We start from the raw sequence: 25,757 nt of genomic DNA, 5'->3' as shown, positions 1-25,757 counted from the left end.
ATTTGTGCCATGCTCAAACAATTTAAAAACATCGACCAGGCCTTTAAGTACATCCGCACCTTTTCTATTGTGCTTATTATCGCTCAGGTCGCTATCACCTGCTATGTCACCTATGCTTTTTTGCAGGAGATGAGCCGAAGGGAGCGCACCATTCATGTGATCTCCAATGGTAAGCTGCTGGACGCCACTTCTGCCAACCGGCAGGACTACGTAGCAGTAGAAGTACGGGATCATGTACGCATGTTCCATTTTCACTTCTTTACCCTTGACCCCGATGATGAGGTTATACAAAGAAATATCGGTAAGGCTCTCTACCTGGCTGATGGCTCTGCTAAAAAGCAATATGATAACCTGAAAGAGAACGGCTATTACTCGGGTATCGTCAGCGGCAATATCAGCCAGCGGATTGAAGAAGACAGCATCCAGGTACACCTCGAGCAAAAGCCTTATTACTTCCGCTACTATGGCAGGCAAAAAATTATCCGGGCTACCAGCATAGTTACCCGCAGCTTAATTACGGAAGGCTATATCCGTGATGGGCTCTCGCCCAGTGATCATAACCCGCATGGGTACCTTATCGAAAGATGGTTAACACTTGAAAATAAAGACCTGAAAGTAGAAAGCCGCAACTGATGCAGGACGATAGTATCATCTCTTTAAACACTTCGCTATGATCTCCATGGTTAAAAGAAAGCAAAACCACCTTACGCCTGAGCGGGAACAGGCAGCAGCTAAAGCCGCCGGCTGGATCCTGCGCTTGCAAACTAGGTGGGCTGCCTTTATGCACCGCGCTACCAGCAACTGGACCGCGACCCAGAAAAAACTGGCACTGGTACTTTTCCTGCTTTTACTGGGTGCAAATTCCGGTATCGCATTGTACCAGGTATTTCAACCCACTGCAAAGAATCGCAAAATGATCATGGACGGAAAAATGAAAGTACCACGCCTGGATCATACCAGCATGGCTTCCAATGGTTCCCGCCAGAAAGCCTATTACCAGCTCATGCAGTATAGAAGCTACCTGGACAGCCTACGCAGCGACAGCAGCGGTATGCTTCTTTATAAAAAGCTTCGCGCTGAGCGCCCTGGTCTTATCGATAGCATTGAAGCCATTATCCAGCCACTGTCAAACCGCAACCATGAATAAGAAAGCTCAATTCTGTCATCGGCATTTTTTCCTGCTACAGCAAAGTCCCTGTTACCTGGAATACGCGCCTTAACGTAACGATGATCGCCAAGGGTAACCCAATATTTTTTATAAACAACTTAGTTATGAAAGCATACACACAAAAATTCCTACAGAAAAGAAAAATGATGACACTGCTACCGCTTATGGCTATCCCCTTTCTATGCCTGTTCTTTTGGGCTTTAGGTGGTGGTAAGGGTACAGCTGCAGAAGGCGTGCAGGTAAGCGCCAAAGGCCTCAATACCGAGGTGCCTGATGCCCGTGTCAATAGCGGTATTGGTGATAAGCTCAGCCTATACCAGCAGGCACTAAGGGATTCCATGAAGCTGGAGGAACAGCGCAGCCTTGACCCATACCATAATAATAGTGCTACCGATACTACGATGGGAAACAGCCTGGCTTTTCCCAGTGGCACTGTTTCATCCCCTTATCCAGGCTATAACAGTGATTATCCCAAAAACCTTCCTGAGCTAAGCTTTGAGGATGCCAATGAACAAAAGGCGCGCATTAAGCTGGCAGACCTTCAGCGTCAGCTTACCCAGGAACCAGAGCTTTCCCATGAGCGACAGGCAGCTTCTAACGACAGTGCAGCCCTGGAAGCCCAGCAACAGCAAATGATGGCTTCACTACAAAGTGGCAACGCCCCCGGTGGCACTGACCCCGAAATGAACCAAATCAATTCCATGCTGGAAAAGATACTGGATATACAGCATCCCAGCCGTGCCCGCGAAAAGCTGCGCCAGCAAAGCGAGCAAAACAAGGGACAGGTATTTTCGGTCAGTACAGAACCTGCAGCAATCAGCGCTGATCTATTGCAACCCGAGGGAGGCACAGATAGCCTTCGCCGGCCATCAGCGCATAACGACTTTTTTGAAGGCGGCAATACAGTTGTCGGGGAGCGCTACCAAAATAAAGCTATACCAGCGGTAGTGCATGAAAACCAGACATTGGAATCGGGGGCAACGATCAAGCTGCGCCTTTTGGAAGACATCTATATCGGTGGTCAGCTAATCCCCAAGGATAATTTCGTGTATGGTGTGTGCTCCCTGGATGGGGAACGCCTTACGGTAAGCGTTAAATATCTCCGCTACCTGGATAATCTGTATCCTGTAAGCTTATCTGTCTTTGATATGGATGGCATCGAAGGTATCCGTATACCAGGTGCCATTACGCGCGATGCCACCAAGCAAGGGCTTGTCCAGGCCATACAATCCATGGAGCTCTATAGCATGGATCCTTCGCTTGGCGCCCAGGCGGCCAGCGCCGGCATACAGACAGCAAAGACCTTACTGTCCCGCAAAGCTAAGACCATTCGCGCAACGGTACGCGCCGGCTACCCGGTACTACTCTCTGACCAAAACCGGCGCGACTCCTAATTATTCATATATAAATCCCAACAACACATGAAACAACTTTTGATTGCAGCTATCTTATCCGTTTTGATCTGTGCCGGATCATCTGTACTGGCACAACCTAAGCGGCAACTCTACCCTGAGGCGCTGATCGCACCTTATGAACTGGCCACCGGTTATTATAAAACTACCATCCTGATCTTTCCCGCCCCCATCAGCAGGGATGGTGTGGACAGGGGATCGGCCGATATTATCGCAAAGCCGGTAACCGGCGTTACCAATATTTTGAAACTGAAAGCCAACAAGGAGCATTTTGAAAATACCAACCTAACAGTAGTAACAACAGATGGTAGGGTATATCCTTTCCGTGTGCACTTCTGCGAGAACCCGCCTGATGAGCCTATTGATTTCCGTAAGCAGGAAGAGAAAGAAGAGGCGGTAGCACGTTTTGAAAACCGGAGCCTTAATGATGAGCAGCTGGCCCGGGTTGCAGAAAGGATCATTGGTGACAGGGCCTTTATGCATAAGCGCAAGACAAAAGCCGGCAGTGTCAAGATGAAACTGGAAGGTATATACTCGGCAGGCAATGTACTGTTTTACCGCTTCTCTTTAAAGAACCGTTCCCGTATTGATTATGATATTGACTTTTCGCGCTTTTATATCCGCGACCAGAAAAGGGCCAAACGTACCGCGCAGCAGGAAAAAGAGATCAACCCATTAGGCGCTTACTACGAGCATGGGCCAACAGTTTCGGGAAAGGGCCGAGAGACCTTGGTAGTGGCCTTCGATAAATTCACCATAGCCGATAAGAAAAGCTTTGTGATGCAGCTGTTCGAAAAAAACGGGGACCGGCACCTGACGCTAAAGGCCGATGGTAAGGATATTATCAGTGCCCGTTACCTGAGTACTCCTTAGTGTATCACTACTGTATTAAACCACCCTAACATGGAAACAAAGGCAGGCCATAATCAAGGCGGCACGCTGCAACAACAAAGGGCTATATGGGACCAACAGGAAGCAGCCCGCATCCAAAGCCAGGGCGAGGCTTCGGTAAAGAATCCTGCTTATCTGAAATATAAGCTCTACTTCTACAGCGGTCTGGAAGTAAAGTTCGATCCACCCATGACCTTACAAGATAAGCTACAACTGGACCTGCTCAGACTAGATAAGCAGAACCTGGAAAAGCAACTTTATCCTAACTGGGTGGCCAGGCAGCTTGCCCGCCTGGTTAGTCGGTTAATAGTGATGCCTAAGCTCAGGCGCGAGCATGAGCAAAGGCTGGAAGGACAGACCAGTGCGCTGAGGCAGGCGCTGCGCCGTACGGGTCTGTCTTCAACGGTAGAGCAACTACAGCTTGATTTTTCCAGTGGCGTAGTTGACCTGAAAGCGCCCGTAAGCTTCCGTACGGGGCCTAATGAACGCATGGACCTTAAGCTGCAGTTCCGGCGCGACAAGGAAGGTAATATGCAGTTCCCATATTACGAAGCTACGCTAAAGGATCTTGGTAATCCAGCCAATGACCGTAGCTATACTTTCCGCGTGGATAAGCAACAGGGATTTGATGTCAAGGAAGCCTATAACCTGCTCGGTGGCCGTGCCGTTAAGCGATCCTTTGTCAATGCGGAAGGGAAAACAGCCTCAGAATGGGTACAACTCAACTTCAAAGAAAAGGGCCCGGACGGAAATTATGTAATGGACCGCTTTCCGCCAGGCTATGGCTTTGATCTGTATATAGCGGTACCCACCTGGTTGCAGTTTAACGAACACCTGAGGGCAGAGCAGCAGCAAACCATAATGGCCGGCCTGCAAAAGGGTAACCGTGAATCCTTCCAGCTGCCTGTAGGCGGTAAAACGCATACTTACTATATAGAGGCTGATCCGCGCTCGAAGTCCGTTCAGTTTTATGATAACAAGCACCAACCGATAAAAGGTGACTTGCAGCGTCTTATAGAGCACAAACAAAACGAAGCCCAAAGGCTGGACAGACGGGTGCTCCAAAGGGAAAGATTGCCAGAGCAGCAACTGACCAAGGGAGGCCCTAAACTATAAACCATTTTTATTACAAACTAAAAAACACTTACCATGAGTAACAACATCACACCGGAGCAAAATCTCCAGTTCTTAAAAAAACAATTCAGTAACCTGGGATTCGGCCAGCGGATGGACGAAAAACTGGAATGGGCATTAACGAAGGCGCTCGCCAATGGCGAAAAAGAAATCACCCTCGATAAAGATATAACGCATCACAGGCGCCCTACCTCCACAAAGGATGACCTGAGCACCTATAACCGACTGGAGATAGAAGCCAACCTCAGGCGCCGTAAGGATACTGATATCTTCGACTTTCCCAATTTTAAAGCCACCCTGATAAAACCGGAGCCTGGGGCAAAGCCGGTTACTCAGTTTGTGTCCACTGATTATGGTAAGGCCTATACCGTAAAAGAAATCGCTAATGCCCTTGATGGCGGAAGCGTATTCAAGACCTGGGTCAATTACAAAAATGAACAGTATAAGGGATGGAAGAAGCTGAACTTCGACCAGAAGAAAGACAACGGTAATTACAAAGAACACATTAAGCATGAAAACTATAGCCCAGTTCTACGTAGTGAATTGAGAAAACAAGACGTAAACGTACTGGACAGCGAACATGAGAGCAATATCCTCGCGTCCCTTCAACGGGGCAACTACCATGAGGTGCCGGAAAAAGTGGATAACAAACTCGAACCACGCTTTCTGCGCTTTGATATGGAAAGCGGGCAAATTATAAAATACCAGGTATCAGAAGGTAAGCTTCAAAAGATTGTACCAGCTGAAGATAACTCTGTAAAGCAGTCCCAGGATAACGGGCAGCAACAGCAAAATAATACTACAGCAACCCAGGCTGCGGATAATGATAAAAAAAAACAGGACCAGCAACGAACCGGTAACGGTAGAAGAGGCCAGCAAAGGGAACGTGCACCAGAAAAGAGTGTCGGCGAAGGACTCAAGCCGTAGGCTGTATTTGAATATTATTATGTCATCACCATTTTAATCAAACAGCCCATCTCCCATGACAGAATCATTCATTAAAAAAGTCCTTCAGGAAGCCAATCTTCCCCGTCAGACCCTAACACTCGTTACGCGGCCACTTACGGGCTCTGTATACCTGGCCAAAGTTTGGCCGCATCTGCCACCCGGACATATGGTGGCGCCAACACCTTATACCCTATACCTGATCCAGGATAATGGTCATGGTTATGTAGCAGGCGTTCAGGATATGGAAACATCTTTGCTGTTTTACTCATCGAAGGGTTACCGCTCTACGGATCTTATTGTAGAGAGTTTGCTTAACGCTATCCTGCCGCATCTTTTCCAACGCAAGGCTATCCAGCGCCTTGTGTTGAGTACTACCGAACTTGCCGGACGCAGTTTTCAATTTCACAGCCAAATTGCCCGTGCCACTGGTTTTAGGTTGGTCAGGGAAGAAGCCACTACCATCCATTATGCCCTGGAAGCTTCTGCGCTCAAACAAAGACCTTACATTGACGGCATTAATATCGGTATTGCCGGGCAAAGGATGGAAGAGATTAAAAGCGAGCTGCAAACCGTTGCAGAAAAGCTATTCCGACTGCAGGTAGAAATGGAAATGAAAAACGGTGTTACTTACCGGTCGGAGATACTTGGCGATATTATCAAGGAGATCAGGAACTACGAAGCAGCGTTAAGTTCAGCATAGTGAGCGGGGACAGCGAAGCCGAACAAAAAAAGAACAGTACCATTTGTGCTGTTCTTTTTTTATTAGTGATCCATTTTAATAATTTTCCAGGGCGTGCCCCCAAGCACAGCAAGGGGGCGGGCTATCCGCTCCAAGTCCTCGCTTGCTTCGCGCTGCGGGCTTACCGCTACTATCCCTCACGCTTTATCGTAGCGATTGCCATCTTCACCAATTACCTCAGTTAAGCAGGCACTGACTTCCTTCTGTGCAACATCCTCTAGCAAGTGCTATCATTACTGATTACTTTATCCCTTACACTTCTTTTCCCGATAAGATCCTTTCGGCTCGCCGGCCGTCAAAGATAAACCCCCTTGGCGAATCCAAATCAAGGGCGAGTTTGCTGGAAAAAAATCTCCACCCTGCGCTTCGCTTGCGTGTATTTTTTTCTGCAAAATTTGGATTCGCACCCACGCTGCTTTTTGACTGCCTATCGGCGAGCCGAATGAGGCGAAGCCGACATGATTAAAAAAATTGTTCACTAAAACCAATGATTATGAAAATCATCTCGAGCAGTCTCCAAGCGGGCACAAACACCAGTTACAGGCGGTTGGATGGCTTCCGGCATTCTGCCTTACCACCCCCAGCCGCAGGCTCTAAAAGTAAAATACAGCAATCAATATTAAGCAGCACTTATGATCATCTAAACTTCCAAATTTCTATCACGATGCAACATAAATTCTCCGAAGAGCAGCTTTTGGATATATGGGTAAAGATAGGCAGTAAAAACCCGTGGATTCGGTGGGCCGATGATCCACCCTTTGACATAGAAATGCTGAAAAAGTGCGATTCGTTAGATCAGTTAGAATCCTTCCTGAAACAAGACAATTGGTGTTTGGGTCAGGGATTTTACTACAGTAACCTCTGTTTTATCAACCAGATAAACTCCGGAGACGAATGGCTGGCCATACGAAACGACTTTGCTTTTGAAAGCATCACCTTTAGCGTCCTAATCAAACGGGGTGAGTTTAAAGCCCATATAGAACGGCTTTTAAAAGCAACAGACCAGCAACTAAAAAACCTTGAGTATTAACCAATGATCTTTCCGGCAGCGGCCTTCATTTTCATTCACAATTAAACAATTAGGATCATGAAACCTTTAGATAATTTAAACAATATGGAACGGGCGCGGCTACTGCATCAGCTGTTTCCCGCAGAGATACCGGCACTCGTTGAATTTACCCTGAGTATGTGTGAAACCGTACCGGAGGAAAAAGAAATGATCGTAAAGCGTTGGGAGCATACCACCATATCTTTTTCCATGTTGCTGCAACTGGCTGAATCAGTTAAAGCAAACATCCTTAAGTACGGCGATGCGTTACATACCAGTAGCCGCCTTTTTGCTGAACAACTTTTCTTGGGTTATCGTGCGTTTTTTATGGCCTATTGCTTAGAGCAATTTACCAAAACAAAAAAACATCCCAACGAAAGGTTTGCCCAAATGGTAGCCATACTCTTTAACCTCTAACCCGGAGCAGGCAATAGCCTGCTTCCTTCACCTTTTTATCACTCCACAAAAACCATAGATGATGAAACGCAATATAAAAGTAAAGCCTGCCCCGAAAACAGCTACTGGCAGCAGAAAAACCCGTAGAATTGCCCCTGCAGCTGAGCAACAGATGATAAGCCCTGTTCTTATAGCAGTCGCAGAAATAGCATTTAGTCCCTTAAACCACCGCCGCCACTTTGACGAGGTGGCACTGGAACAACTGGCAGAAGATGTAAAGCTGCATGGTATCTTATCTGCCTTAATGGTTCGCCCTGTAGCAGGCGGCTATGAACTCGTTTTTGGAGAACGCAGACTTCGTGCAGCACTGCTGGCAAAGATCAGCCATGTTCCAGCCGTTATCCGTGAGCTTACCGATGAACAGGTTATTGAGTTACAGCTGGTGGAAAATATGCAAAGGGAAGATGCACACCCGCTGTATGAAGCAAAGGCCATTGCAAGGATTATGGGCAGTTATAAATCACTTGATGATGTAGCCCTGCGCCTGGGTAAGTCAAAACAATTTATCCACAGCAGGCTAAAACTGGCCAGCCTTATAGAGCCTTTACAGGAGGTTTTGCTTGCAGCTAAAATATCTCTTTCCCAAGCTGTAGCCCTCGCAGCACTAGACACCGATTCGCAGCAGGAAGTTTTTGAGGTGGAGTGTAAGAACTGGCAGCAGGATGGCTTTGAACTCTACAACTTTAACTACCTGCTTTCCCGCTACAGGTATGATCTGAAAAGAGCACCATTCAACGTCAAAGACAAAATGCTTGTTGCTGAAGCGGGGGCATGTACCAGCTGTCCCTTCAATACGGCGACCTTAAAATCCCTTTTCGCGGAATATGCCAAGGAAGCCACCTGTACCAACAAAACCTGCTATAACAGAAAGTGCAATGCTTATTTGCTGACACTGGTAAGGGAAGCCGTAGCCGAAAGCCAGCCGGGTGCAATATTATATCAGGGAACACTCCCTGAACGTTTGCAGCAGATCATAGGTGTTATTCCTGAGTTACAGCAGCTACCTACCTATAACCAGTGGGAAGTGCAGATTATACGCGCACCCGAGCCACCGGACGAAGAGGATTACCTGGAGTATGATGGAGAAGATAACGAAATGCAGGATGAAGCCGGATACGAGCAGGCAGTACTGGAATACGAAAAGGATTTGGAGGCCTACCAGCAAAAGCTGCAAGATGGTTCACTTTTAACAGGGTTAAAACTTTGCGGTGATAGCATTGAATGTCTGCTTTTTGATCCCCATCCAAAAGAGCAAAGGCGGCAGGCGGTCAAAGTCACTGCCAAAGCGGTTCAGGAAGCCATAAAAGCCGGGACAGCGACACCTGAGTTGCTGGAAGCTGAGAAGCGCCGGATTCAGGAGCGTGAAGACCGCTATCAACAGCTGGATAAAGACAAGGTACAGGCAGCCATACACAGTAACCTTTGTAGCTTGGTAAGTGAAGAGCCTGCCAAGATGGTGCTCACGGATGCTGATATGGTTGCTGCGCGCCTATTGGTCTACGAATCCTTGGACTACCATAACCGTCGTGCAGTTAGGGAGGTACTATTCAAAAATGAACAGGTAGACGAGTGGCAGGGCAATGAGAGCTTTTACAGGCAACTTTCTCAAATGACAGAGGGGCAGTTTAGCTACCTTATCCGGATGGCGATAACAGGTAAGGGTGAAAGCAAGCAGCCTTCGCATTTTACAGGGCATTGCCTGTACAAGATTGCCGAAAGCTGCGGTGTACCCGTTACAGCCATAGAGAATGATCAACAGGATAAGGCAGATGAAAGGCAGGCAAAGCAGCAGCTGCGCATAAAAGACTTAGATAAAAAAATAAAACGCCTGCAGCAGGCAACCCTAAAAGAGCTTGTGGTATAGCTCAAAAAAAGGCCGCCGAAGCGGCCTTTTTTTCTAGATTATATTTAGGTGGATTGCGTCTATCCAATGGTGAGAAATGCTGCAACCGACAGCCATTATCAGTTGGTTACTGCACCTTACAATTGTGATTTTTTAATGTTTATAAATTTTGCGCTTTCTTAAAGGCCGGAAGGCAACTATTTAGTATATTTATTACAGTTGTTGATGCAAATTTTCTAACCGATAAATGTGTTTACAATGCAGCAATATGAATTAGGATATGATGAGGGATACTACGCCGGCAGAAGCCAGGCAAAGGTTGACCGTGCCATGGGCAAAGCCGCAGATGATGTTGTTGGCGCTTCCGGCTCACTGCTCGGCATAGTGTTCTTGTTGGCACTACGGCTAATCAATCTGTTGATCCTTTGCAGCGGGCCTATTGTTATTAGCTACTGGATGATGAAGACCTTTAAACTCCCAACAGTCAACGGCGATATAGCCCAAGCTATTTCCCTTGCTGCAGGTGCACTTATCACCGCCAGCGTTATCTTCCTGCTTAAAGGCCTACTAATCTCCCTAAAGGAAAGGAATAGTGTTCTATGGCTCGCAGCTTTTATCATTTGCTTTGGGGCAACTACTGTAGTGCCGATACTGGCCATTGAAAGGGTTGTAGGTGGGGTGCTTCATCTTCACAGTGGTAACGCCCTGACCTGGGCAGTAGCGATCCTATGTGGCACCTATATCTACTTTAAGTATAGTTTGACCAGTGACTCCGCCCCTTGGTTGTTCAAATGGGCTTATGCCGTAGGAAGATCATTTTGATACCGCTATTACTTTAAAACCTAAGCACTACCAAAATGAAAAGAACATTGCTTGTTTACTCATTACTACTTGCGCTGTCCTGTAATGACAGTAACCCAAACGACATGATTACAGGCGCATACACACGTCGGTACTCCTTTGAGCAAACCAATATCCAAACCGGAAAAGTTTTAGGTACAAGTACCATTTGCAATACCTTCTTCATAACGCCTGATGGGGAGGGTTATAGAGTAACGGAAAAGAAGTGGCGCAACAATGATTATGACTTAAAGGGATGGGTGCAGCAAGTGCACTCAACCGATCGCCAAAGATCGCCGTACCTGACAAAGTTTAACCCAGCGCTGCAGGCGCTCAGCAGCGAGGCAGGTACATACCCGCCCATTTATCTTGATACCAAAGAGGGAATGCTCTTTCTTGGCCAAAGCAAACAAAATCCATACAAGAAAATAAACGACAAGTAAGTAACGGTGTATTTACTACTCGTCCCTACTGTAACCTTGGAAGCAGCTGCTTTCCCAATACGCTCAAATATAAACCGCGATGGCTCTCCAATACATCGCAGATACCTCGCTTTTACATTACTGCCGCACCGCGACGATGTTACGTCCAGTCTTTTATAAACGTACCTGCCCTTACCCGAATCTACTTCATAATAGAAATTCTCCGATTATCGACACACCGTTTTAACTCCGGCTAGCAGTTTCATGCGACAGCACCATCCTGCTGTCTGCGATGTGGCACTTACGCCCGCGTTCGGTATCCTTTACCCCTGCTCTGCACAAGTGGGCTAACCTCGCATAGCTATCTATCACTCTGGGCGCGGGCCGCCCCTGGCCATACTTTTTCAAACACTCTCGCGAATTTACATACTCACCTCCCGATAAAATAGTCTGCGCCGCGCAAAGCTGCGACAGGCTTGCCTTCGGTTGGGGCAAAAAAATCTCCACCGCCGCTTATGCCGGACATGCTAAAAAGCTGCCGGCGCGTCGGTGTATTTTTTTGCCCCAAACTATTTCTCTGCGAGGCTGAGTATGTGTGCATTCGCTGCGGTTTGAAAAGATAGGCCAGGAGCCTCTTTACACGCCCACAATGACGGATAGCTAAGTAGTCGAGTTATTCCAGTGGCAGACCAGGAGCGAATGGACTACCTGAACAGCAAATAGCTTAGTAAGTGCTCAGCATCGGAGACAGCGGATTGGTTGACATGTCCCAATTGTTCGCTACCTGAGTAAAAACGGCGTCTGCCGGTAATGCTCCGGTACTGATGATGGCTATAGCAAGCCGAAACGCAGCATTACCTCAACCTCACTTCTAATCTCAAAATCTATTTTATGAAAAAGGAATTGTTGGCCCTCGTAAGGCAAAGTATTGAATATGGCTACCTGCCTGAAAACTGGCATGAGTATAAGGAAGAAGTCGTAAAGACAGCTACACAGTATTTAAGCTTAAGTCGCGACTGCGTTCTAGTCGATGATGATTATTATCACGAAGAGGAAGACTCAGAATGCTTTGTGTTTGATGAAAAATATAATGAGTACATATTAGAGGACGAGGCCATCCGGGTGTATACGGCCCGAGACGATGACTTCAACACCCATGAGCGTTACAGCGACCAATACTACGAGTATAACAGTCGCTATTATACATTAGAAGGCTTACGCGCGCATGACCTGGTTATCACTGTAGAGGACAGTGTTGCCCACATTGACGATGTTTATTACTGGGAATCCGATGATGCATATCATTATGAACGCGAGAGGGATGATGACGATGATGATGATGATGATGGTGAAGTTTGGGGCTATCATGACGGCCCTTGCCCTCCTGATTACCGGGAAAATAGCAATAGCCCTGGTATCGGATTTGAAATCGAAAAGGCCGATGACCCCGAGTTCTGTGGCTACGGCAATAAGGAAGAACTTTATAACCAAACCGGTTGCGTTATGGAAAAAGACGGCTCCGTTGACTGGGAACTCAAGACACCTATCTACCCATTATTCTCCAACAGAATCGAAAACGATTGGCTCCCTGAAATCCAAGAAGCGATCAATGCAAACAATCATCCCCACGCGGGCGGCCATATCCATCTCTCATTGCCGCCTAAAACAGGATGGCAACTTTTTGATTATTGCAGGCCTTATCTGCCGCTATTTATGGCCATGTACCCCAAAAGACTGGAAACAGATTACTGCAGGGGAAAGGCGGAGCTTAACTTAAAAGGAGACGATGAAAAGCATCAGGCTGTAAAGATCTGGTATAACCGCATCGAGCTGAGGTTTCCGGCAAAAGTGTATAATATCAGTGCCCTGGTATTCAGACTGAACTTTTGCAGGTTAATGATCCTGCATGAATATAAAAATATCCAATCTGCAACCCTGGCTGCCTTCGATGGCAAAAGCGACCTTTCCCAACTGGTCTGCCAACGATACTACGGTAAAGAACTGATACTACTTAATAGAGTGATCGGTGTAGCAAAACAATACTTCAACACCGACCTACTGAAGGAGAAGGCCATTGAAAAACTACTTACTCACCTTAAAAACCAAAAGCCATGTGTATTGCAATCGTAAATACTTACGGAACTATTGACCAGGCAACCTTTCATGCGTGTTGGAAGAATAACCCCGACGGAGGCGGTCTTGCCTACGTTGACAATAGCGAGGTTTGCATCTTGAAGGAAATGCACTCCGTTGAAGCCATGTATCGCGAGTATACTTCTATTCGAAAATACAACGATTTGCCAATGATCATTCATTTCAGGATTGCGACATCTGGTTTTGTTGATGAAGACAACTGTCATCCATTCGAGGTGTTTCCCGGCCTGGTAATGGCTCATAATGGCATTATAGATAACGTCAAAGCAACGGCTGCAATTTCCGACACCAGGATATTTATCGACCAGGTGCTCTCAAAGCTTCCGGAAAATTTCCTCTACAATATTGGTATTAGGCGGCTCATAAGCGAATTTATAGAGCGTTCGCGGTTGGTGTTTCTAAACAGGTATGGTGTCTACGATATCATCAATGAACACATGGGTGAGTGGGACGATGAGCATCGCAACTGGTTTTCTAACAACTCGTACACACTGGAGACAACACACAGCTGTCAACAGTACCGTAATAATTCAACATACCGCTATAGTCCTCAATATCGTAGCAGCTTTCAAGAGGAGGACGATGACCTGGACGAAATGTTGAACTGTGAGTGCTGCGGGCACATCTTCAATATTAGTGAGATGATTTATGATGAGCAATGGCAAGCCCCGTTCTGCCAGGACTGTTATGATTACCTCCGCCAGGACGAGGGCCTCGGCATGAGGTAGGTGTCAATACCTGTTCATCGACCTGAAACAAGAATTCTTAACCAGGGGAGCTGACCGGCTCCCTTTTTAATTAACAGATGATGAAAGACTATGCTTTTGATATTATTGACGCACTGCAGGCGCCCATTATTACCTTTAGTCCGCATTGGGAAGATACCATTCCAAGGAGAATTCTAAACGTTATACAGCAAGCCAGATTGATAGCGCTACTAAAAGGTGAGCAAATTGCCACTTACCCTGAATGTGTTGTGTATCTTTATACGCGCACCCTGGAAGCTCCTATGGACAGTGATTGGGTTGACATTTACACGCATGTTAGTTGTACAACCTTGGAGAGCTGGTTTGGCGAGGACCATTGGGACGAAGTAAAAGCGCCCAGGGAGTTGAATGACTGGCTATCCTCTTTGCTTAGTGATCTGCAACTGCGTCTTTATGAAAGAAGGCGTAAGGTGCTTAAAGAACGTATGAAAAGCAAGAAAGGTTAGCGATGATACTTCACATTGTTTGAAACCCCTGCCGGGAAGGGGAAGGGGGAATGGCGCGGCAGCAGCGCCTTCCCCCTAAAATGAGTTTAGGGTAAATCACAACTATACCTACAGTTCACTTACCAGCTCTTGCTCTTGAACATCGTTAATTTTTTGATTTTAAATTCTACAAGCTTTTCGGCATATTCTTTTTTTACTTCCTGTTCGAAGCTGTCGAGATAATTTTCTGTGGTTTGCTTATCTGCGTGACCTAAAGATTCCTGGATAAATTCAGTGCTGGCGCCCTTGCGTTTCAGAATTGTAGAGAATGAATGGCGCGTAAAGATTGTTGTTGCTTTTCTTATCCTCAGTTCTTTGCAAATTATCGCCATTCGGTCGTTAACCCATTTAACGAGCGCTTTTATTGCAAAATGCGCCTCTAGTGGATTCATTTCATGGGTTAGTATCGGAAATATATAGTTGTCCGGTGATTTGTCTTCGTTACCCCATTTTTCAATATATGAGATTATATCTTCGTTAATGTAGACGGTAATTGGCTTTGGATCTGTCCTTGTAGTGAGCTGCGTTTTTGCTCGTTCGAAAATGATGAATTCCCCGTGAATGTTTCTAAATTTCAGTAAGGCAAAATCTTTTGGATTCATGCCATTGGCAAAGAAGAAAAACATCCAAAAATCCCGCGCCCTTTGAAGCTCTTCATTTTCGGTCTGATAATAATAGATTTTATAAATGTCCTCTTGAGTCAGCGCTTTCTTTATATTTTTGGATGTTGGAATTAAGTACTTCCGTCTTCCAAATGGGTAATTTTTTCTTGGTATTAAACTGAATTCATCGATCGCAATATTATAAACCGCTCTTAATGGCCTTAGGTTTATACCTACAGTTGATCTTGAGCACCCTTTGTCGCGCATCCATTGCTCATATTGTCGTAAATAACTAGGAGTTATATCGACGAACCTAACGTTACCATTAAATGTTTTTAGAGAATAGTATGTGTTCTGGTAATTTAGAGCGCTTCCAATTCTTTTTTCCTTGATCAGATTTTTTACATACGACAAAAAAACTACCGACATATAATCCTGCCCAGGATGAGATTCTTTTAGGATTGGAAATTTTTGTTCGTAAGGGCTAAAATCGAATTCTTTTGAATCAGTTTCGTTTGTATTCATTTTCTCTTTCCTCTTTTTGAAGTGGGAGTGGGGTCTTACAAAATGCTGTTCGAACTTGTCAAACGAAAATGGTACTATTTCTTTGGCAGCAGCCTCTGCAGTTCGTAAGATTTCTTTTAAATTATCTCTTATTTCCTGCAGCTCTTTACTTACTCGTGGTGCGCTCAACTTATCATATTCTTCCTGTGACAGGTTATAGATTGTCTGATAGCGCTCAGGCATGCTGTCGTGAACAACCAATAACTTTACTGGATATTTACCTATTTTCTTCTTCAATCTCCGTGTGTCGAGAGCGATCGATAATGATGGCATAAAATTTCAATTTTGAATTTTATAAAATCATTACGCTTCGAGAATTTGCCAGCGAAATTTGCCAGCAATCATTGGGTTAAAACACCACTTGAGAGCGTTCGGCGAAATTAGAGAAAGTACTGTAAATGGCTGAAAAATAAACAGTTAGGATAAAATTGGTTCAGGTGCATTTAAGAACGATAAGGAGATTATACAAACTCAAAATCTGGTTATCGCAAGGTAGTGCAGGTTCGATTCCTGTTCTGGGCACACAATAGCCTTACAAGTCACTGATTTGTAAGGCTTTTTTATTTTCGGGAGTGTCAAAAAATCACGCTTTTTAACCCTTTTTCCCACTATTTACGACACTCAAATGACACTCGCAATGACACTCAGTTTTGCAGGCATTCCGCCGAAACACATCCGGAGTCACATCGCAGGATTTTCGTACGAGCACCAGGTTAAGACAGTTCATTTCACATCCCGTTTGACACCAGAAAGGAGGATCTCTTTTGGCAGTAAAAAGCAAGCCTGTATGGCAGTTCTGCCAATAAGTACCTGGCAGCTAGGAAGAATTTTTTCAAGATTGTTTTTCCCGTTTTGTTCACAAATTTTCACCTGTTGATAACAGGTGTCTCCATGACTGATTTCTCTATTGGCATGGCATACTCATTGGGCTTCTCTTTTATAACCTTTAAAAATGGAATCCTATGAACATTGGGGAAAAGCTCAATAAGAAAGGAGATAAGATTTACTTCTTTTATGATCTAGGCCGTGGACCGGGGCAGCGGCCTACCACCGGGGTATTTATTTACGCAAAGCCTAAAGACCAGGTACAGAAGAACTTCAACAAGGAAGCCTTAAAGATACTGGAAACAAAAAAGAGCCAGCTTACTATCGAGCAGCAGGCGGTAGGCAGTCCCGTTATACCAGCGCATAAGTTTAAGGCAAACTTTATTGATTACTACGAAGAGTACATTAGGCTGAACAAGAGAGACGGCAACCGACATTTAACAGGCTGCCTTTCTAAGCTGAGAGCTTTTATAAAAGGAGATTTCATTAGCCCCGTAGATATTACGGAGAATTTTTGCAAAAGATTCCGGCGTTACCTTTTAGATAATTTGATCGGGGAAACGCCCGCCAATTATTATGCCCGTTTTAAATGGGTGGTCAAAGCTGCGACCAAAGACGGCTATTATAGAGTAAATCCCACGGAGGATATAGCAGCTGTCAGAAATCCAAGTAATAAACTAAAAGAACATCTGGAAGCAGAGGAATATATTGCATTACTCAGAACACCGTGCTTTAATCAGCAGGTCCGGCTTGCCTTTATTTTTAGTTGTTATACTGGATTAAGATGGGTGGATGTTAAGCGGCTGCAATGGAAAGATATTCAGGGTCAGGCAGCTCCGCGTTTGTCATAAAAACATGTTGTTAAATAGATGGATGTTTTGTATATTTATATACATTTTCTATAATTATCGAATTCACCAAAACTCCCAACCTTGAAACTACCAAACACATTAACTGTCCATTTGAAGTTTGCTATTTTGCTCCTCAATGCTTACCGCAATTCCTCGTAGAAAAAGCTTGTACTTGGCACGGGCAAAGTCTATTGATTTTGTTGCGGCACTTGTATTCAATATAATGTCGTTAGATAAATTGACCGGGCATCCGATAGCGCCTGTAGAATGGCCAACAAAATAATATGTGAATAGAGCTATACAAGAGTACAACCGTAGGTATAGCATAAATATGCGAGCAGATATGTCTTCGAGAATTTTCCTTCAATCCTTACAAAATAAACTGAAAGGTAGTAATACCAGGTCCATTCATTTAAATGCATTACCTGGCAGGTTTGCTACCCGGCTCGATCTGCAACAGTTGAACATTATAAAGGATAACCTTGCCCAAGACTTTTTAAAAACGTTGCTAACAAAGCCGGCTTTTGAATTTACCATTTCCTTCGATCAGATGATAGACCTTAATGTAGTATCCGAGGAGGTACAGAAGAAATTGGGGCTTATCTCCAAACGCTTAAATTCGATCATCATTGAAAATGAAGATTACTTCAAGGAACATGGGGTGAAAAACCTGGGATTTGGTTACCCCCTACTTATCAAACGATCATCCAAAGATCCATCCAAGGTTATTAAAGCGCCGTTATTTATCTGGCCACTGGAAGCAGTCAAGTCTAAAAACAAGGTCAATGAGTGGTTGATCCTGCGAAATAAGGTCTACCAGCCCAATGGGAAAGTAACCAATGCAGATATTCATTCCGTAGGTATTAATGAAGTATTGCTGTCCCTAATAAAGGGGGAGGATGGTATCAGTCTAGCTGGTTTCTCGGAGGAAATGCTGGAGGATGCCGTTATTGATAAGGAAGAGCTGTTGAATGCTTGTGCCAGTGTATTACACGCGCTAAGTTCAGGATCGGCAACAGACTATAAGAAGGTGCTGGCGGAAAAATTTGAGTCGCCTGTAAATGCCCTGCCTGATAAAACGGCGGCAGAAGCCATTGCAAATAATAATGCCTATATCTACTTCGGTGGTATTTTGGGCCTTTTTAGGGTGCAAAAGGAGAGCATTATTACCGACATTACAAAACTAATGGACCGGTTTGATGAATTTGAGTTTGACAATCTAGTCGTAGAGAATTTGTCGGCTACCCCCTTTACTGCGGTCAATACGGATCCCAGTCAGCAGGCCATTATCAGCACGCTGGGTATCGTCGCCAACCAGATCATCCAGGGGCCTCCTGGTACCGGAAAGAGCCAGTCCTTAACAGCTTTGATCACCAACGCGCTGGCGAATGGTCTCAAGTGTCTGGTAGTTTGTGAGAAAAAAACGGCGTTGGATGTGATAAAAAAGAACCTGGAGCGGACAAATAGGCAGCTGGCGGAACTGGTAGCCATTATTGATGATGTTAATGACGACCGGGAAGCTATTGTAGATTCCGTGCGTGAGCGGCACAGTGGACCGTCGTATGCGCCTAATTTGCATCATTCGAATATACGATACGATGCGATAAAGAAATCTTTACAGGAGTACGCCACTTACATCAATCGTCAGCACCATGCGTTAGATGGGCCACTTTATAGCGGTAAGAAATGGGGTCAGCTGGTAGGAGAGTACCTGCGGCTGCAAAGGAAGCTCGGGAATATGTCCCTGAATAATGTCTTGAATATTGAAGATTTTCAATTCCAGAAAGATGAGCGGGAGTTAAGTGCCTTGGTTGCTATTTTAAAAAAGGCCGAGGTATTGTTTCAGACATCTAAACATTTACATGCCACCTTTGCGCCCATTTCTGAACACTTATTTACCGGGGCGCAAACAATAGGCGAGGTAAAACGCAGCATTGAGGCGTTTATTGCTTTTGCGCGAAAGCAAACGTCCTTACTAGAGAAGTCGATACAGGGGCAAATAGATGCCGGCGCCGCATGGATAACCGGAACATTTCAAACGTTCCCGTTACCTGTCCAGGATGCCATAAGGCCTTATCTGAATGTAATTGAAGGCGCCAGTTTGAGAAACGAACCCCTGCTGGCGCCATTTAACCTGGAAAAGGCGATAGATGATGCGCTTGTTGATTTGAAAAGATTATTGTTGGATGCCCGGAAGCTAAAGGAACAATATCATGAAGGTCTTGAGCTACATTATGATACCTATGGCAGAACAGTAAAAAGTAATATAGCTGAGTATCTCGCCTTTGTAAATGTTAATCTGGCGCAGTTTGGCAATGCATTTTTCAGGAACGACAGGGCCGCACGTTTTAAGACGAAATCTATTTGGCCTGGTCTCTGACAGGCACCGGCGGTTACGGAGTAACCGGCTGGAACTGGTAAACCGCATATCTAACGTCCGAAAAGCGCATTTACAACAAACTTATATTGAGCATTATTACATCGAAGATGCCGCAACAGAAGATTTGAGCCTTTTTGTGAATAATGTCAGGGAGCTGCATGCTAAAGTGGAAGACTGGTCAAAATCCTATCCGGACGAAATCACGGCATACCTTGCGAAAATGGATGAACATCATTTTCATCCTGGTTTCGACGATCTAAGATCAAAGGCAAGGCATACCATACAGCAATTTAATACCTTGCTCGATACGCTGGACACAAAGTATAAACTCGTTTCCATTCCACCAGTACTTGACATTAATTCTCTAACGGAACAGTTACCAGTGTTGGTAGAAAAGTTGGAAGGTATCAAACAGATTTTTAATGACTTTCGTCTGGTTTATCAAGATAGAATAAATGGCTACCAGGAACTCCGCAATGAGTTGTTTCAAATAGGAAATTTTAACGGCACAGGCGTGATAGTCGACGATTTACCGGTCACTTGTCAAAGCCTCAAAGGAGCGGTGCAGTCGTGTGCTATTATTAACGAGCTGGCATTGTCCATCGGCAGTAAAATGCAGGAATTCAGGGGCTTTTATGATTGGAAATGTTTGCTTTTGGCACTTACGGACAAACAACGTGGGCTTGTGAATACGGTTAGTGAACATCTGTCATCTTCCTGGGCGGAAAGCTTTGAGTACTGGTATTTGTATTTTGTAATCATGTTCAACGAACCGCCTCATTTGCCCAAGGACGATCATGAATTAACGGAGTATAAAAAGCTGAAGGCGCAATTCAATAATATACAGATCAACAATATTGTTGCTCAGTGGATGGAAAAACAAGATAAAAGCGCCTGGCGGCTTCAGATGAGTGGGAAGATGATCAATAGCGTTTTCAATAAAAAGGGAGCGAAAGGAATGAGAAGGAACTCTTTGCGTTCCATCATAAGGCAGGAGTTCGAATTGTTTACTGATTTCTTTCCTGTACTCCTCTTAAATCCATCGGTTTGTAGTTCCATTGTTCCTCTAGAAGAGGGCATTTTTGACCTTGTTATTTTTGACGAGGCCAGCCAGCTGCGGATCGAAGATACCTATGCGGCCCTGATAAGGGGAAAAGCGAAGGTAGTGTCTGGAGATAAACATCAGATGGCCCCTTCTTTCTATTTTGAGGGTGGCGTGGCGCTGCTGGACCCAGCTGACGAAGAGGAAGACGAGTCATTGGAAGATGAAGAGGCCGAAAACCGCCGTGATATGAAATCGGCGCAGGTGAATTTAGCAGATAGTGAATCCCTCCTGGCCTATGCGGAAGACAAAGGATTTAAACAGTCTTATCTTGATATCCACTATAGATCAAGACATCCTTACCTGATAGATTTTTCCAATCATGCCTTTTATGGAAAAAGATTGATCCCTGTGCCGGCAGAGGAAGATTATACGCCTATTCATTTTTTACAGGTAAATGGCGTGTATGAGGGCCAGACCAATAGGACAGAAGTGTTAAAAGTGATAGAGATACTGCAGCATCAAATAAAGCCGCTACCAGACAGTACCTATCCCAGTGTTGGAGTGGCCACCTTCAATATTTACCAACGGAATCTGATCCTGGATGAGATATTCAAGAAACGGCAAGAAGATGTGTCTTTTGATAATTTAATGTCCAGATTAGGCGATTCCTTTTTCGTGAAGAACTTGGAGAACATCCAGGGGGATGAACGGGATATCATTATTTTATCTACCACATTTGGCCGTAAACCAAATGGCTCGTTCTCACAAACATTTGGCCCCATCATCCAAAGTAAGGGCCATAGAATGTTGAATGTGATCATTACACGCGCTAAATACCAGGTATATGTTTGCACTTCATTTCCTATGGAGGTTACGGATCAATATGGGCCACTTCTGCAAAATAAGGGTAATCGAGGGCGTGGCGTGCTTTATGCTTATCTTACCTATGCAAAGGCAGTCAGCGATGGAAATGAGGAGTTGCGGGCGAATATATTACAAGCCTTGAACCAACACTGCTCGGAAAGGCATTATGACGTAATTGGACCTGCTTTAGGATCAGAATCTCCTTTTGAAGATGAGGTTTTTGAACGTCTGGCTCAGCATATCGGCGCTGACAGGATCACGCAGCAATACGCGGTAGGCGGGTTTAGAATTGATATGGTAGTTCATTCCAGATATACCGGTAAGCCACTTATTGCCATTGAATGCGATGGGGCTAAATACCATAGTAGCAGCGAGGCATATGCCTGGGATATTTTCAGGCAGGAACAGCTCGAAAGGTACGGGTTTGTATTTTACAGAATCTGGTCTACGAAATGGTGGGATGCGGCAGATAAGGAAGTGGAGAAGTTAGTGAGTTTTATAAGGGGGCAGGATGCGGAGGAGGGCCTGGTTTTGAGGTAGCGGCAATAAACGAATATCCATCATCGCTGTAATAATTGGAATGTCCGATAAATTGTTGGAAATTTTGTGTTTTATGGTCCGCTCAAATAATCTTTTGTAATAATGCAATAGAAAGCGGAGGGATGTGTACCCAATAAAAATTCTTTCCTTCTTCATTGAAATCCAACGCACTTAATCAGTCCGAACGAATTACTAAGGAGTTTCTGTTTGGAAAACTTGTTAAGGACCTGACTCTCTAACATGCTATGGTATTACCCAGTTTATATCAAACTTTATGGCTACGCTTCAGGAAATTGAATTCGCCCTACAATCAATAAATGATACGGCCTTTCAGGAACTATGTGATGACTATCTTTTTTGGTCAGAAGATAATTATCCGGATATAAACCGTCCCGGGACACAGAAAGGCAAAAAGAAGAGTAAGAAAGGAACACCGGATTCTTTTTGGCTTCTTCCTTCAGGGAAATATACATTTGCAGAACATACGACAAAAAACAGGAGCGATAGCAAAACCGCCTTTTTTAAAAAACTGAAGGATGATCTGCTCAAATGCCTGGATACTTCCGTAACAGGGGTTGAACCAGCTGAGATACATAAAATAATCTTATGCTTTAATTCTGAAATTCAGACAAAGGAAATAGAGGCGCTTAGGAAGTTGATTAATAAGCACAGAATTGCGTTAATTTTTAAAAGTATTGACACGCTTGCGCTTGATATCTATGGCCGCTATCAGCATCTTGCAGCTAAACATCTTCATCTCCATATTGATTCCGGGCAAATCTTACCACCCAAATTATTTGCCGAAGAGTACAGTATGGGAGGCGGGGGACTTTCAACCCCTTTAGACAATCAGTTTTATTTTAGGGAAGAGGAATTAATAAATATTGCCGCAAGCCTTGCTGAAAGTAATATTGTTGCGCTTTCAGGTCCTCCAGGTGTGGGAAAATCGAAACTGGCTTTAGCCGCCCTTGATGACTGGCTTGCAAAAAATAAAAGCTATGAGGGGTATTGTATTTCCAATAAGAATGGAGTACCTATATTTGATGATCTTAAAAGTTATATAAGGGATGACCGGGACTATATGCTCTTTATAGATGATGCCAACAGGCAGACTTCTAATTTGCAGCAAATATTAAGTCTGCTAAGGAGTAAGAGAAGCGGGAAATTGAAAGTGGTTATCACCGTCAGGGACTATGCACTTGAATACATTAAAAGTAAGTGTTTATTTTTCAACCCATCGGTTATACGCATAAGCGGGCTTTCTGATAGTCAGATAGAAATCATCTTAAAGAGTGCTGATTTTAATATTACAAGCCGGTTGTATCTGAAGCGGATCCTTGAAATAGCGAAAGGGAACCCCCGGGTTGCGATAATGGCCGGCAAGTTGGCTATTAAGCACCAAAGCCTTGAGGCGCTTCATGACCTGGACGACTTTTATGAAAGTTATTTCCATTCCTTTATCCAGGATGAAGCGCTGTTTGATAACCTCCTGTTACAAAAGACTCTCGGAATTATCTCTTTTTTCTACTCGGTTGACAGGTCCAATAGGGATTTTTACCAGAAGATACTTTCCGATTTTGAGTTGACCCATCAGCAATTTACAGAAGCGACCGCCACCCTGGAAAAACTGGAACTGTTGGAAAGCTCAGCGGATAATTCCATTATTCGGATATCCGACCAGGTTCTTTCCACATTCTTCTTTTACAAGGCATTCATCAAGGATAAGACCCTTGATTTCCGGACATTAACTTTTAACTATTTCGAATCCAGGCCCAACCGTTTCAGTGACACTATCATTCCGGCAAATAATGACTTTCATTACGAGAAGGTCTTAAGCAGAATAATCGATACATTGACGGATTATTTTAATAGCATTAATAAAGATGAGCAAAAGGCGTTTCAGTTTCTCGACATTTTCTGGTTTTACAAACCTGATGAAACGTTATCATTCATATACGAAAAATTCCGGAACCTCCCTGTTGAAAGAGATCCTGTTTTCAAAATCGATCAAAAGAAAAATCAAATAAACTGGGATATCGATAGATACCTGAAATTACTGTTCAAGTTTTTTTACCAATCTACCGATAATGCAATTAGCGCACTGGAAATAGCCTTTGAGTATGTTCGACGCAACGCTTCTTTATACCAGGACTTATTCAGGGAGCTTGAGGGAGCTTTTAAATTCAGTCATGAAGATGAGCGACTCAATTTTTACCGCCAGTCGGAATTTATCACCCTCTTGATTAAGAATGGAAATAAGGATAATCCTGTTTACCTGCACATGTTTTTCGACTTGCTTCCAGGGTTGTTGAAAACCGTTTTTGATATTCATGGAGGCTCAAGGAGGAAAATGGAAATTTCCTTCTATTATTATCATTTACCGGCGAATAACCCTGTTGTTAAAAGGCTTCGGAAGAAAATATGGGCACATTTTGATAAAGTGTATTCCATTAACCCCGCTGTAGCAGATGAAGGTTTTTATGGCTATCTGAAACCAGCAATGGATAATGTGCCTGAGGTTTTACAACATGACCTGCCAAACGTTTTAGGTATTATTAATAAATATTTCAATGCGACAAAGTTTCTGCATTGCTATTTTGTGCAACAGTTTATAAATCGCTACAACAAGCTGGGTATCTCTCATTCCTCTTTCCCGGAGCTAAAAGACCGCTTTTATTCGAAGGAATATATGTGGTACAAATTACTGGATGGAGACCGCCTCAGGGACAGGGAACAGCATGAATATGAATCATTGGATTTTGACAAATTCAACCGCATTAAGGAAATTGAATTAAGGTATAAATTTCAATTCAATGACATTTCAGAATTCAGGATTTTTTACCGGGCTTTTGTCACCATTATCACATCCCCGCATATACAGGTATGGAGTCTCCATAATTCCCTTGACACCATCCTTCATGAGACATATTCCCGAAATAAACGCTTGGGAATGGCGTGTTTAAAAGAAATTAAGCAGGAGAGGAATACCGCTGGGTATGTGCCCCATAAATTAATGGAGGCGGTTAATGCGGCGGGTGTGAATGAAATAAACTTATTGTTCCGGATAATAGCTGACCCTAAAGGAACTAGCGAATCTTATTCCTGGATGTTCAGGTTTGCTTGCGCGATAAGCAGGGAGTTTTTAACCAAGGACCATTACGAATTATTAATGGGAACTTATAGAACCTTGAATCAGTTCTATTATTTTGATTTTGATTTTCTTGATAAATTTCTTTGCTTCAATCCCCGTATTTACTTCGATGTGCTGCAGTTATTTTGTGAGAAGCTTGAAGCGCAAGTAAATGTCAAGCTTGACCATCATTTCTTTGAGAAGCATCTTCATCATTTTGCTGGTGACCTTTCTCTGCCAAAAAGAGCTTATTACGCTTGTGACAAAGCGGAGGGGAACTTTGATCATGATTGCAAGGACCTTTTGGCGATTCTTAAACTTGACAGGAAATTTTTGCTTGAATATCTTACATTTATTTCAAAGGATAAATTCTCGCTTTCCTCAAAAGAGTATAGAAACCTTTCCATTATCTGGCAGTTACCGGATGCTGAGAAACTGTTAAAACAGGCCATGGATTTTGCCGCCAGGATGAAGTTTTATTACATAGATGAACAATTTGTCAATGCTTTTTTTACAAATCTCCGGGAGGATAATAGAAAACAGGTGTATGGCATTCTTAAAATCATACCTAAAAAAGAATTGCAGATCTGTAGTGAAGGTCAATATGGTGTTGGACATATTTCGTCATTCATTTAATGCTGAATATCCT

20 protein-coding genes are annotated in these 25,757 nt (G+C 44.1%); 19 read left to right on the top strand and 1 reads right to left on the bottom strand.

The genetic code is table 11. The annotated features are described in order from the left end of the window. Window positions 1–9 precede the first annotated feature (9 nt). From traK to ACR9Y8_RS03580, 15 genes are all read left to right on the top strand, one after another. Window positions 10–633: a conjugative transposon protein TraK gene (gene traK / locus ACR9Y8_RS03650; RefSeq protein ID WP_481211875.1), complete on the top strand. Its 624-nt coding sequence runs from the start codon at window positions 10–12 to the stop codon at window positions 631–633. A gap of 37 nt (window positions 634–670) precedes the next feature. Continuing rightward, window positions 671–1,147 carry a hypothetical protein gene (locus ACR9Y8_RS03645; protein WP_481211874.1) on the top strand — a complete coding sequence of 159 codons (477 nt, stop codon included), beginning with the start codon at window positions 671–673 and terminating at the stop codon, window positions 1,145–1,147. A 125-nt stretch (window positions 1,148–1,272) separates the two neighbouring features. Continuing rightward, window positions 1,273–2,562: a conjugative transposon protein TraM gene (gene traM, locus ACR9Y8_RS03640; RefSeq protein WP_481211873.1), complete on the top strand. Its 1,290-nt coding sequence runs from the start codon at window positions 1,273–1,275 to the stop codon at window positions 2,560–2,562. 27 nt (window positions 2,563–2,589) lie between these two features. After that, window positions 2,590–3,453, top strand: coding sequence for a conjugative transposon protein TraN (gene traN / locus ACR9Y8_RS03635; protein ID WP_481211872.1), 864 nt, complete (start codon window positions 2,590–2,592; stop codon window positions 3,451–3,453). Window positions 3,454–3,483: 30 nt separating this feature from the next. Next, the gene (locus ACR9Y8_RS03630) at window positions 3,484–4,587 is read left to right on the top strand and encodes a hypothetical protein (RefSeq protein WP_481211871.1); all 1,104 of its coding nucleotides are present in this window, start codon (window positions 3,484–3,486) and stop codon (window positions 4,585–4,587) included. 33 nt (window positions 4,588–4,620) lie between these two features. Then, window positions 4,621–5,532: a hypothetical protein gene (locus ACR9Y8_RS03625; RefSeq protein WP_481211870.1), complete on the top strand. Its 912-nt coding sequence runs from the start codon at window positions 4,621–4,623 to the stop codon at window positions 5,530–5,532. Window positions 5,533–5,587: 55 nt separating this feature from the next. Continuing rightward, window positions 5,588–6,253: a hypothetical protein gene (locus tag ACR9Y8_RS03620; protein WP_481211869.1), complete on the top strand. Its 666-nt coding sequence runs from the start codon at window positions 5,588–5,590 to the stop codon at window positions 6,251–6,253. A gap of 532 nt (window positions 6,254–6,785) precedes the next feature. Beyond that, complete coding sequence (locus ACR9Y8_RS03615) at window positions 6,786–7,322, top strand: hypothetical protein (protein ID WP_481211868.1); 537 nt, start codon at window positions 6,786–6,788, stop codon at window positions 7,320–7,322. 57 nt (window positions 7,323–7,379) lie between these two features. Continuing rightward, window positions 7,380–7,757, top strand: a complete 378-nt coding sequence (locus tag ACR9Y8_RS03610) for a hypothetical protein (RefSeq protein ID WP_481211867.1) — start codon at window positions 7,380–7,382, stop codon at window positions 7,755–7,757. A 61-nt stretch (window positions 7,758–7,818) separates the two neighbouring features. Next, window positions 7,819–9,660 (top strand): ParB/RepB/Spo0J family partition protein, encoded by a 1,842-nt coding sequence (locus ACR9Y8_RS03605; protein ID WP_481211866.1) that lies wholly within the window; start codon window positions 7,819–7,821, stop codon window positions 9,658–9,660. Window positions 9,661–9,897: 237 nt separating this feature from the next. After that, window positions 9,898–10,461 carry a hypothetical protein gene (locus tag ACR9Y8_RS03600; protein ID WP_481211865.1) on the top strand — a complete coding sequence of 188 codons (564 nt, stop codon included), beginning with the start codon at window positions 9,898–9,900 and terminating at the stop codon, window positions 10,459–10,461. 35 nt (window positions 10,462–10,496) lie between these two features. Further along, a complete protein-coding gene (locus tag ACR9Y8_RS03595) occupies window positions 10,497–10,922 on the top strand; it encodes a hypothetical protein (RefSeq protein WP_481211864.1) in 426 nt (141 codons plus the stop codon). Window positions 10,923–11,792: 870 nt separating this feature from the next. Further along, on the top strand, window positions 11,793–13,031 hold the full coding sequence (locus tag ACR9Y8_RS03590; RefSeq protein ID WP_481211863.1) for a hypothetical protein: 1,239 nt from the start codon (window positions 11,793–11,795) through the stop codon (window positions 13,029–13,031). Then, window positions 13,013–13,783, top strand: a complete 771-nt coding sequence (locus ACR9Y8_RS03585; protein ID WP_481211862.1) for a class II glutamine amidotransferase — start codon at window positions 13,013–13,015, stop codon at window positions 13,781–13,783. The genes ACR9Y8_RS03590 and ACR9Y8_RS03585 overlap by 19 nt, the downstream gene beginning before the upstream one ends. A gap of 77 nt (window positions 13,784–13,860) precedes the next feature. Further along, window positions 13,861–14,268 carry a hypothetical protein gene (locus ACR9Y8_RS03580; RefSeq protein ID WP_481211861.1) on the top strand — a complete coding sequence of 136 codons (408 nt, stop codon included), beginning with the start codon at window positions 13,861–13,863 and terminating at the stop codon, window positions 14,266–14,268. 119 nt (window positions 14,269–14,387) lie between these two features. Here ACR9Y8_RS03580 and ACR9Y8_RS03575 read toward each other — a convergent pair whose 3' ends face one another. Continuing rightward, window positions 14,388–15,746 (bottom strand): tyrosine-type recombinase/integrase, encoded by a 1,359-nt coding sequence (locus tag ACR9Y8_RS03575; protein ID WP_481211860.1) that lies wholly within the window; start codon window positions 15,744–15,746, stop codon window positions 14,388–14,390. A gap of 689 nt (window positions 15,747–16,435) precedes the next feature. Between ACR9Y8_RS03575 and ACR9Y8_RS03570 the strand changes: the two genes are divergently transcribed. From ACR9Y8_RS03570 to ACR9Y8_RS03555, 4 genes are all read left to right on the top strand, one after another. Beyond that, window positions 16,436–17,149 (top strand): phage integrase SAM-like domain-containing protein, encoded by a 714-nt coding sequence (locus ACR9Y8_RS03570; RefSeq protein WP_481211859.1) that lies wholly within the window; start codon window positions 16,436–16,438, stop codon window positions 17,147–17,149. Between the two features lie 343 nt (window positions 17,150–17,492). Continuing rightward, window positions 17,493–19,529: an AAA domain-containing protein gene (locus tag ACR9Y8_RS03565; RefSeq protein WP_481211858.1), complete on the top strand. Its 2,037-nt coding sequence runs from the start codon at window positions 17,493–17,495 to the stop codon at window positions 19,527–19,529. After that, on the top strand, window positions 19,465–21,978 hold the full coding sequence (locus ACR9Y8_RS03560; protein ID WP_481216210.1) for an AAA domain-containing protein: 2,514 nt from the start codon (window positions 19,465–19,467) through the stop codon (window positions 21,976–21,978). The genes ACR9Y8_RS03565 and ACR9Y8_RS03560 overlap by 65 nt, the downstream gene beginning before the upstream one ends. A gap of 274 nt (window positions 21,979–22,252) precedes the next feature. Beyond that, window positions 22,253–25,744, top strand: coding sequence for an nSTAND3 domain-containing NTPase (locus ACR9Y8_RS03555; protein ID WP_481211857.1), 3,492 nt, complete (start codon window positions 22,253–22,255; stop codon window positions 25,742–25,744). The last annotated feature ends 13 nt before the right edge of the window (window positions 25,745–25,757 follow it).

Source organism: Chitinophaga sp. SVR4-12A, assembly GCF_056754765.1.
This window is presented reverse-complemented; position numbering and strand designations above follow the sequence as displayed.

Excerpts from the sequence above, each read along its gene's own strand:
- traK (WP_481211875.1), top strand. The coding sequence starts at position 10 with ATGCTCAAACAATTTAAAAACATCGACCAGGCCTTTAAGTACATCCGC.
- ACR9Y8_RS03645 (WP_481211874.1), top strand. The coding sequence starts at position 671 with ATGATCTCCATGGTTAAAAGAAAGCAAAACCACCTTACGCCTGAGCGG.
- traM (WP_481211873.1), top strand. The coding sequence starts at position 1,273 with ATGAAAGCATACACACAAAAATTCCTACAGAAAAGAAAAATGATGACA.
- traN (WP_481211872.1), top strand. The coding sequence starts at position 2,590 with ATGAAACAACTTTTGATTGCAGCTATCTTATCCGTTTTGATCTGTGCC.
- ACR9Y8_RS03630 (WP_481211871.1), top strand. The coding sequence starts at position 3,484 with ATGGAAACAAAGGCAGGCCATAATCAAGGCGGCACGCTGCAACAACAA.
- ACR9Y8_RS03625 (WP_481211870.1), top strand. The coding sequence starts at position 4,621 with ATGAGTAACAACATCACACCGGAGCAAAATCTCCAGTTCTTAAAAAAA.
- ACR9Y8_RS03620 (WP_481211869.1), top strand. The coding sequence starts at position 5,588 with ATGACAGAATCATTCATTAAAAAAGTCCTTCAGGAAGCCAATCTTCCC.
- ACR9Y8_RS03615 (WP_481211868.1), top strand. The coding sequence starts at position 6,786 with ATGAAAATCATCTCGAGCAGTCTCCAAGCGGGCACAAACACCAGTTAC.
- ACR9Y8_RS03610 (WP_481211867.1), top strand. The coding sequence starts at position 7,380 with ATGAAACCTTTAGATAATTTAAACAATATGGAACGGGCGCGGCTACTG.
- ACR9Y8_RS03605 (WP_481211866.1), top strand. The coding sequence starts at position 7,819 with ATGAAACGCAATATAAAAGTAAAGCCTGCCCCGAAAACAGCTACTGGC.
- ACR9Y8_RS03600 (WP_481211865.1), top strand. The coding sequence starts at position 9,898 with ATGCAGCAATATGAATTAGGATATGATGAGGGATACTACGCCGGCAGA.
- ACR9Y8_RS03595 (WP_481211864.1), top strand. The coding sequence starts at position 10,497 with ATGAAAAGAACATTGCTTGTTTACTCATTACTACTTGCGCTGTCCTGT.
- ACR9Y8_RS03590 (WP_481211863.1), top strand. The coding sequence starts at position 11,793 with ATGAAAAAGGAATTGTTGGCCCTCGTAAGGCAAAGTATTGAATATGGC.
- ACR9Y8_RS03585 (WP_481211862.1), top strand. The coding sequence starts at position 13,013 with ATGTGTATTGCAATCGTAAATACTTACGGAACTATTGACCAGGCAACC.
- ACR9Y8_RS03580 (WP_481211861.1), top strand. The coding sequence starts at position 13,861 with ATGATGAAAGACTATGCTTTTGATATTATTGACGCACTGCAGGCGCCC.
- ACR9Y8_RS03575 (WP_481211860.1), bottom strand. The coding sequence starts at position 15,746 with ATGCCATCATTATCGATCGCTCTCGACACACGGAGATTGAAGAAGAAA.
- ACR9Y8_RS03570 (WP_481211859.1), top strand. The coding sequence starts at position 16,436 with ATGAACATTGGGGAAAAGCTCAATAAGAAAGGAGATAAGATTTACTTC.
- ACR9Y8_RS03565 (WP_481211858.1), top strand. The coding sequence starts at position 17,493 with ATGTCTTCGAGAATTTTCCTTCAATCCTTACAAAATAAACTGAAAGGT.
- ACR9Y8_RS03560 (WP_481216210.1), top strand. The coding sequence starts at position 19,465 with ATGCATTTTTCAGGAACGACAGGGCCGCACGTTTTAAGACGAAATCTA.
- ACR9Y8_RS03555 (WP_481211857.1), top strand. The coding sequence starts at position 22,253 with ATGGCTACGCTTCAGGAAATTGAATTCGCCCTACAATCAATAAATGAT.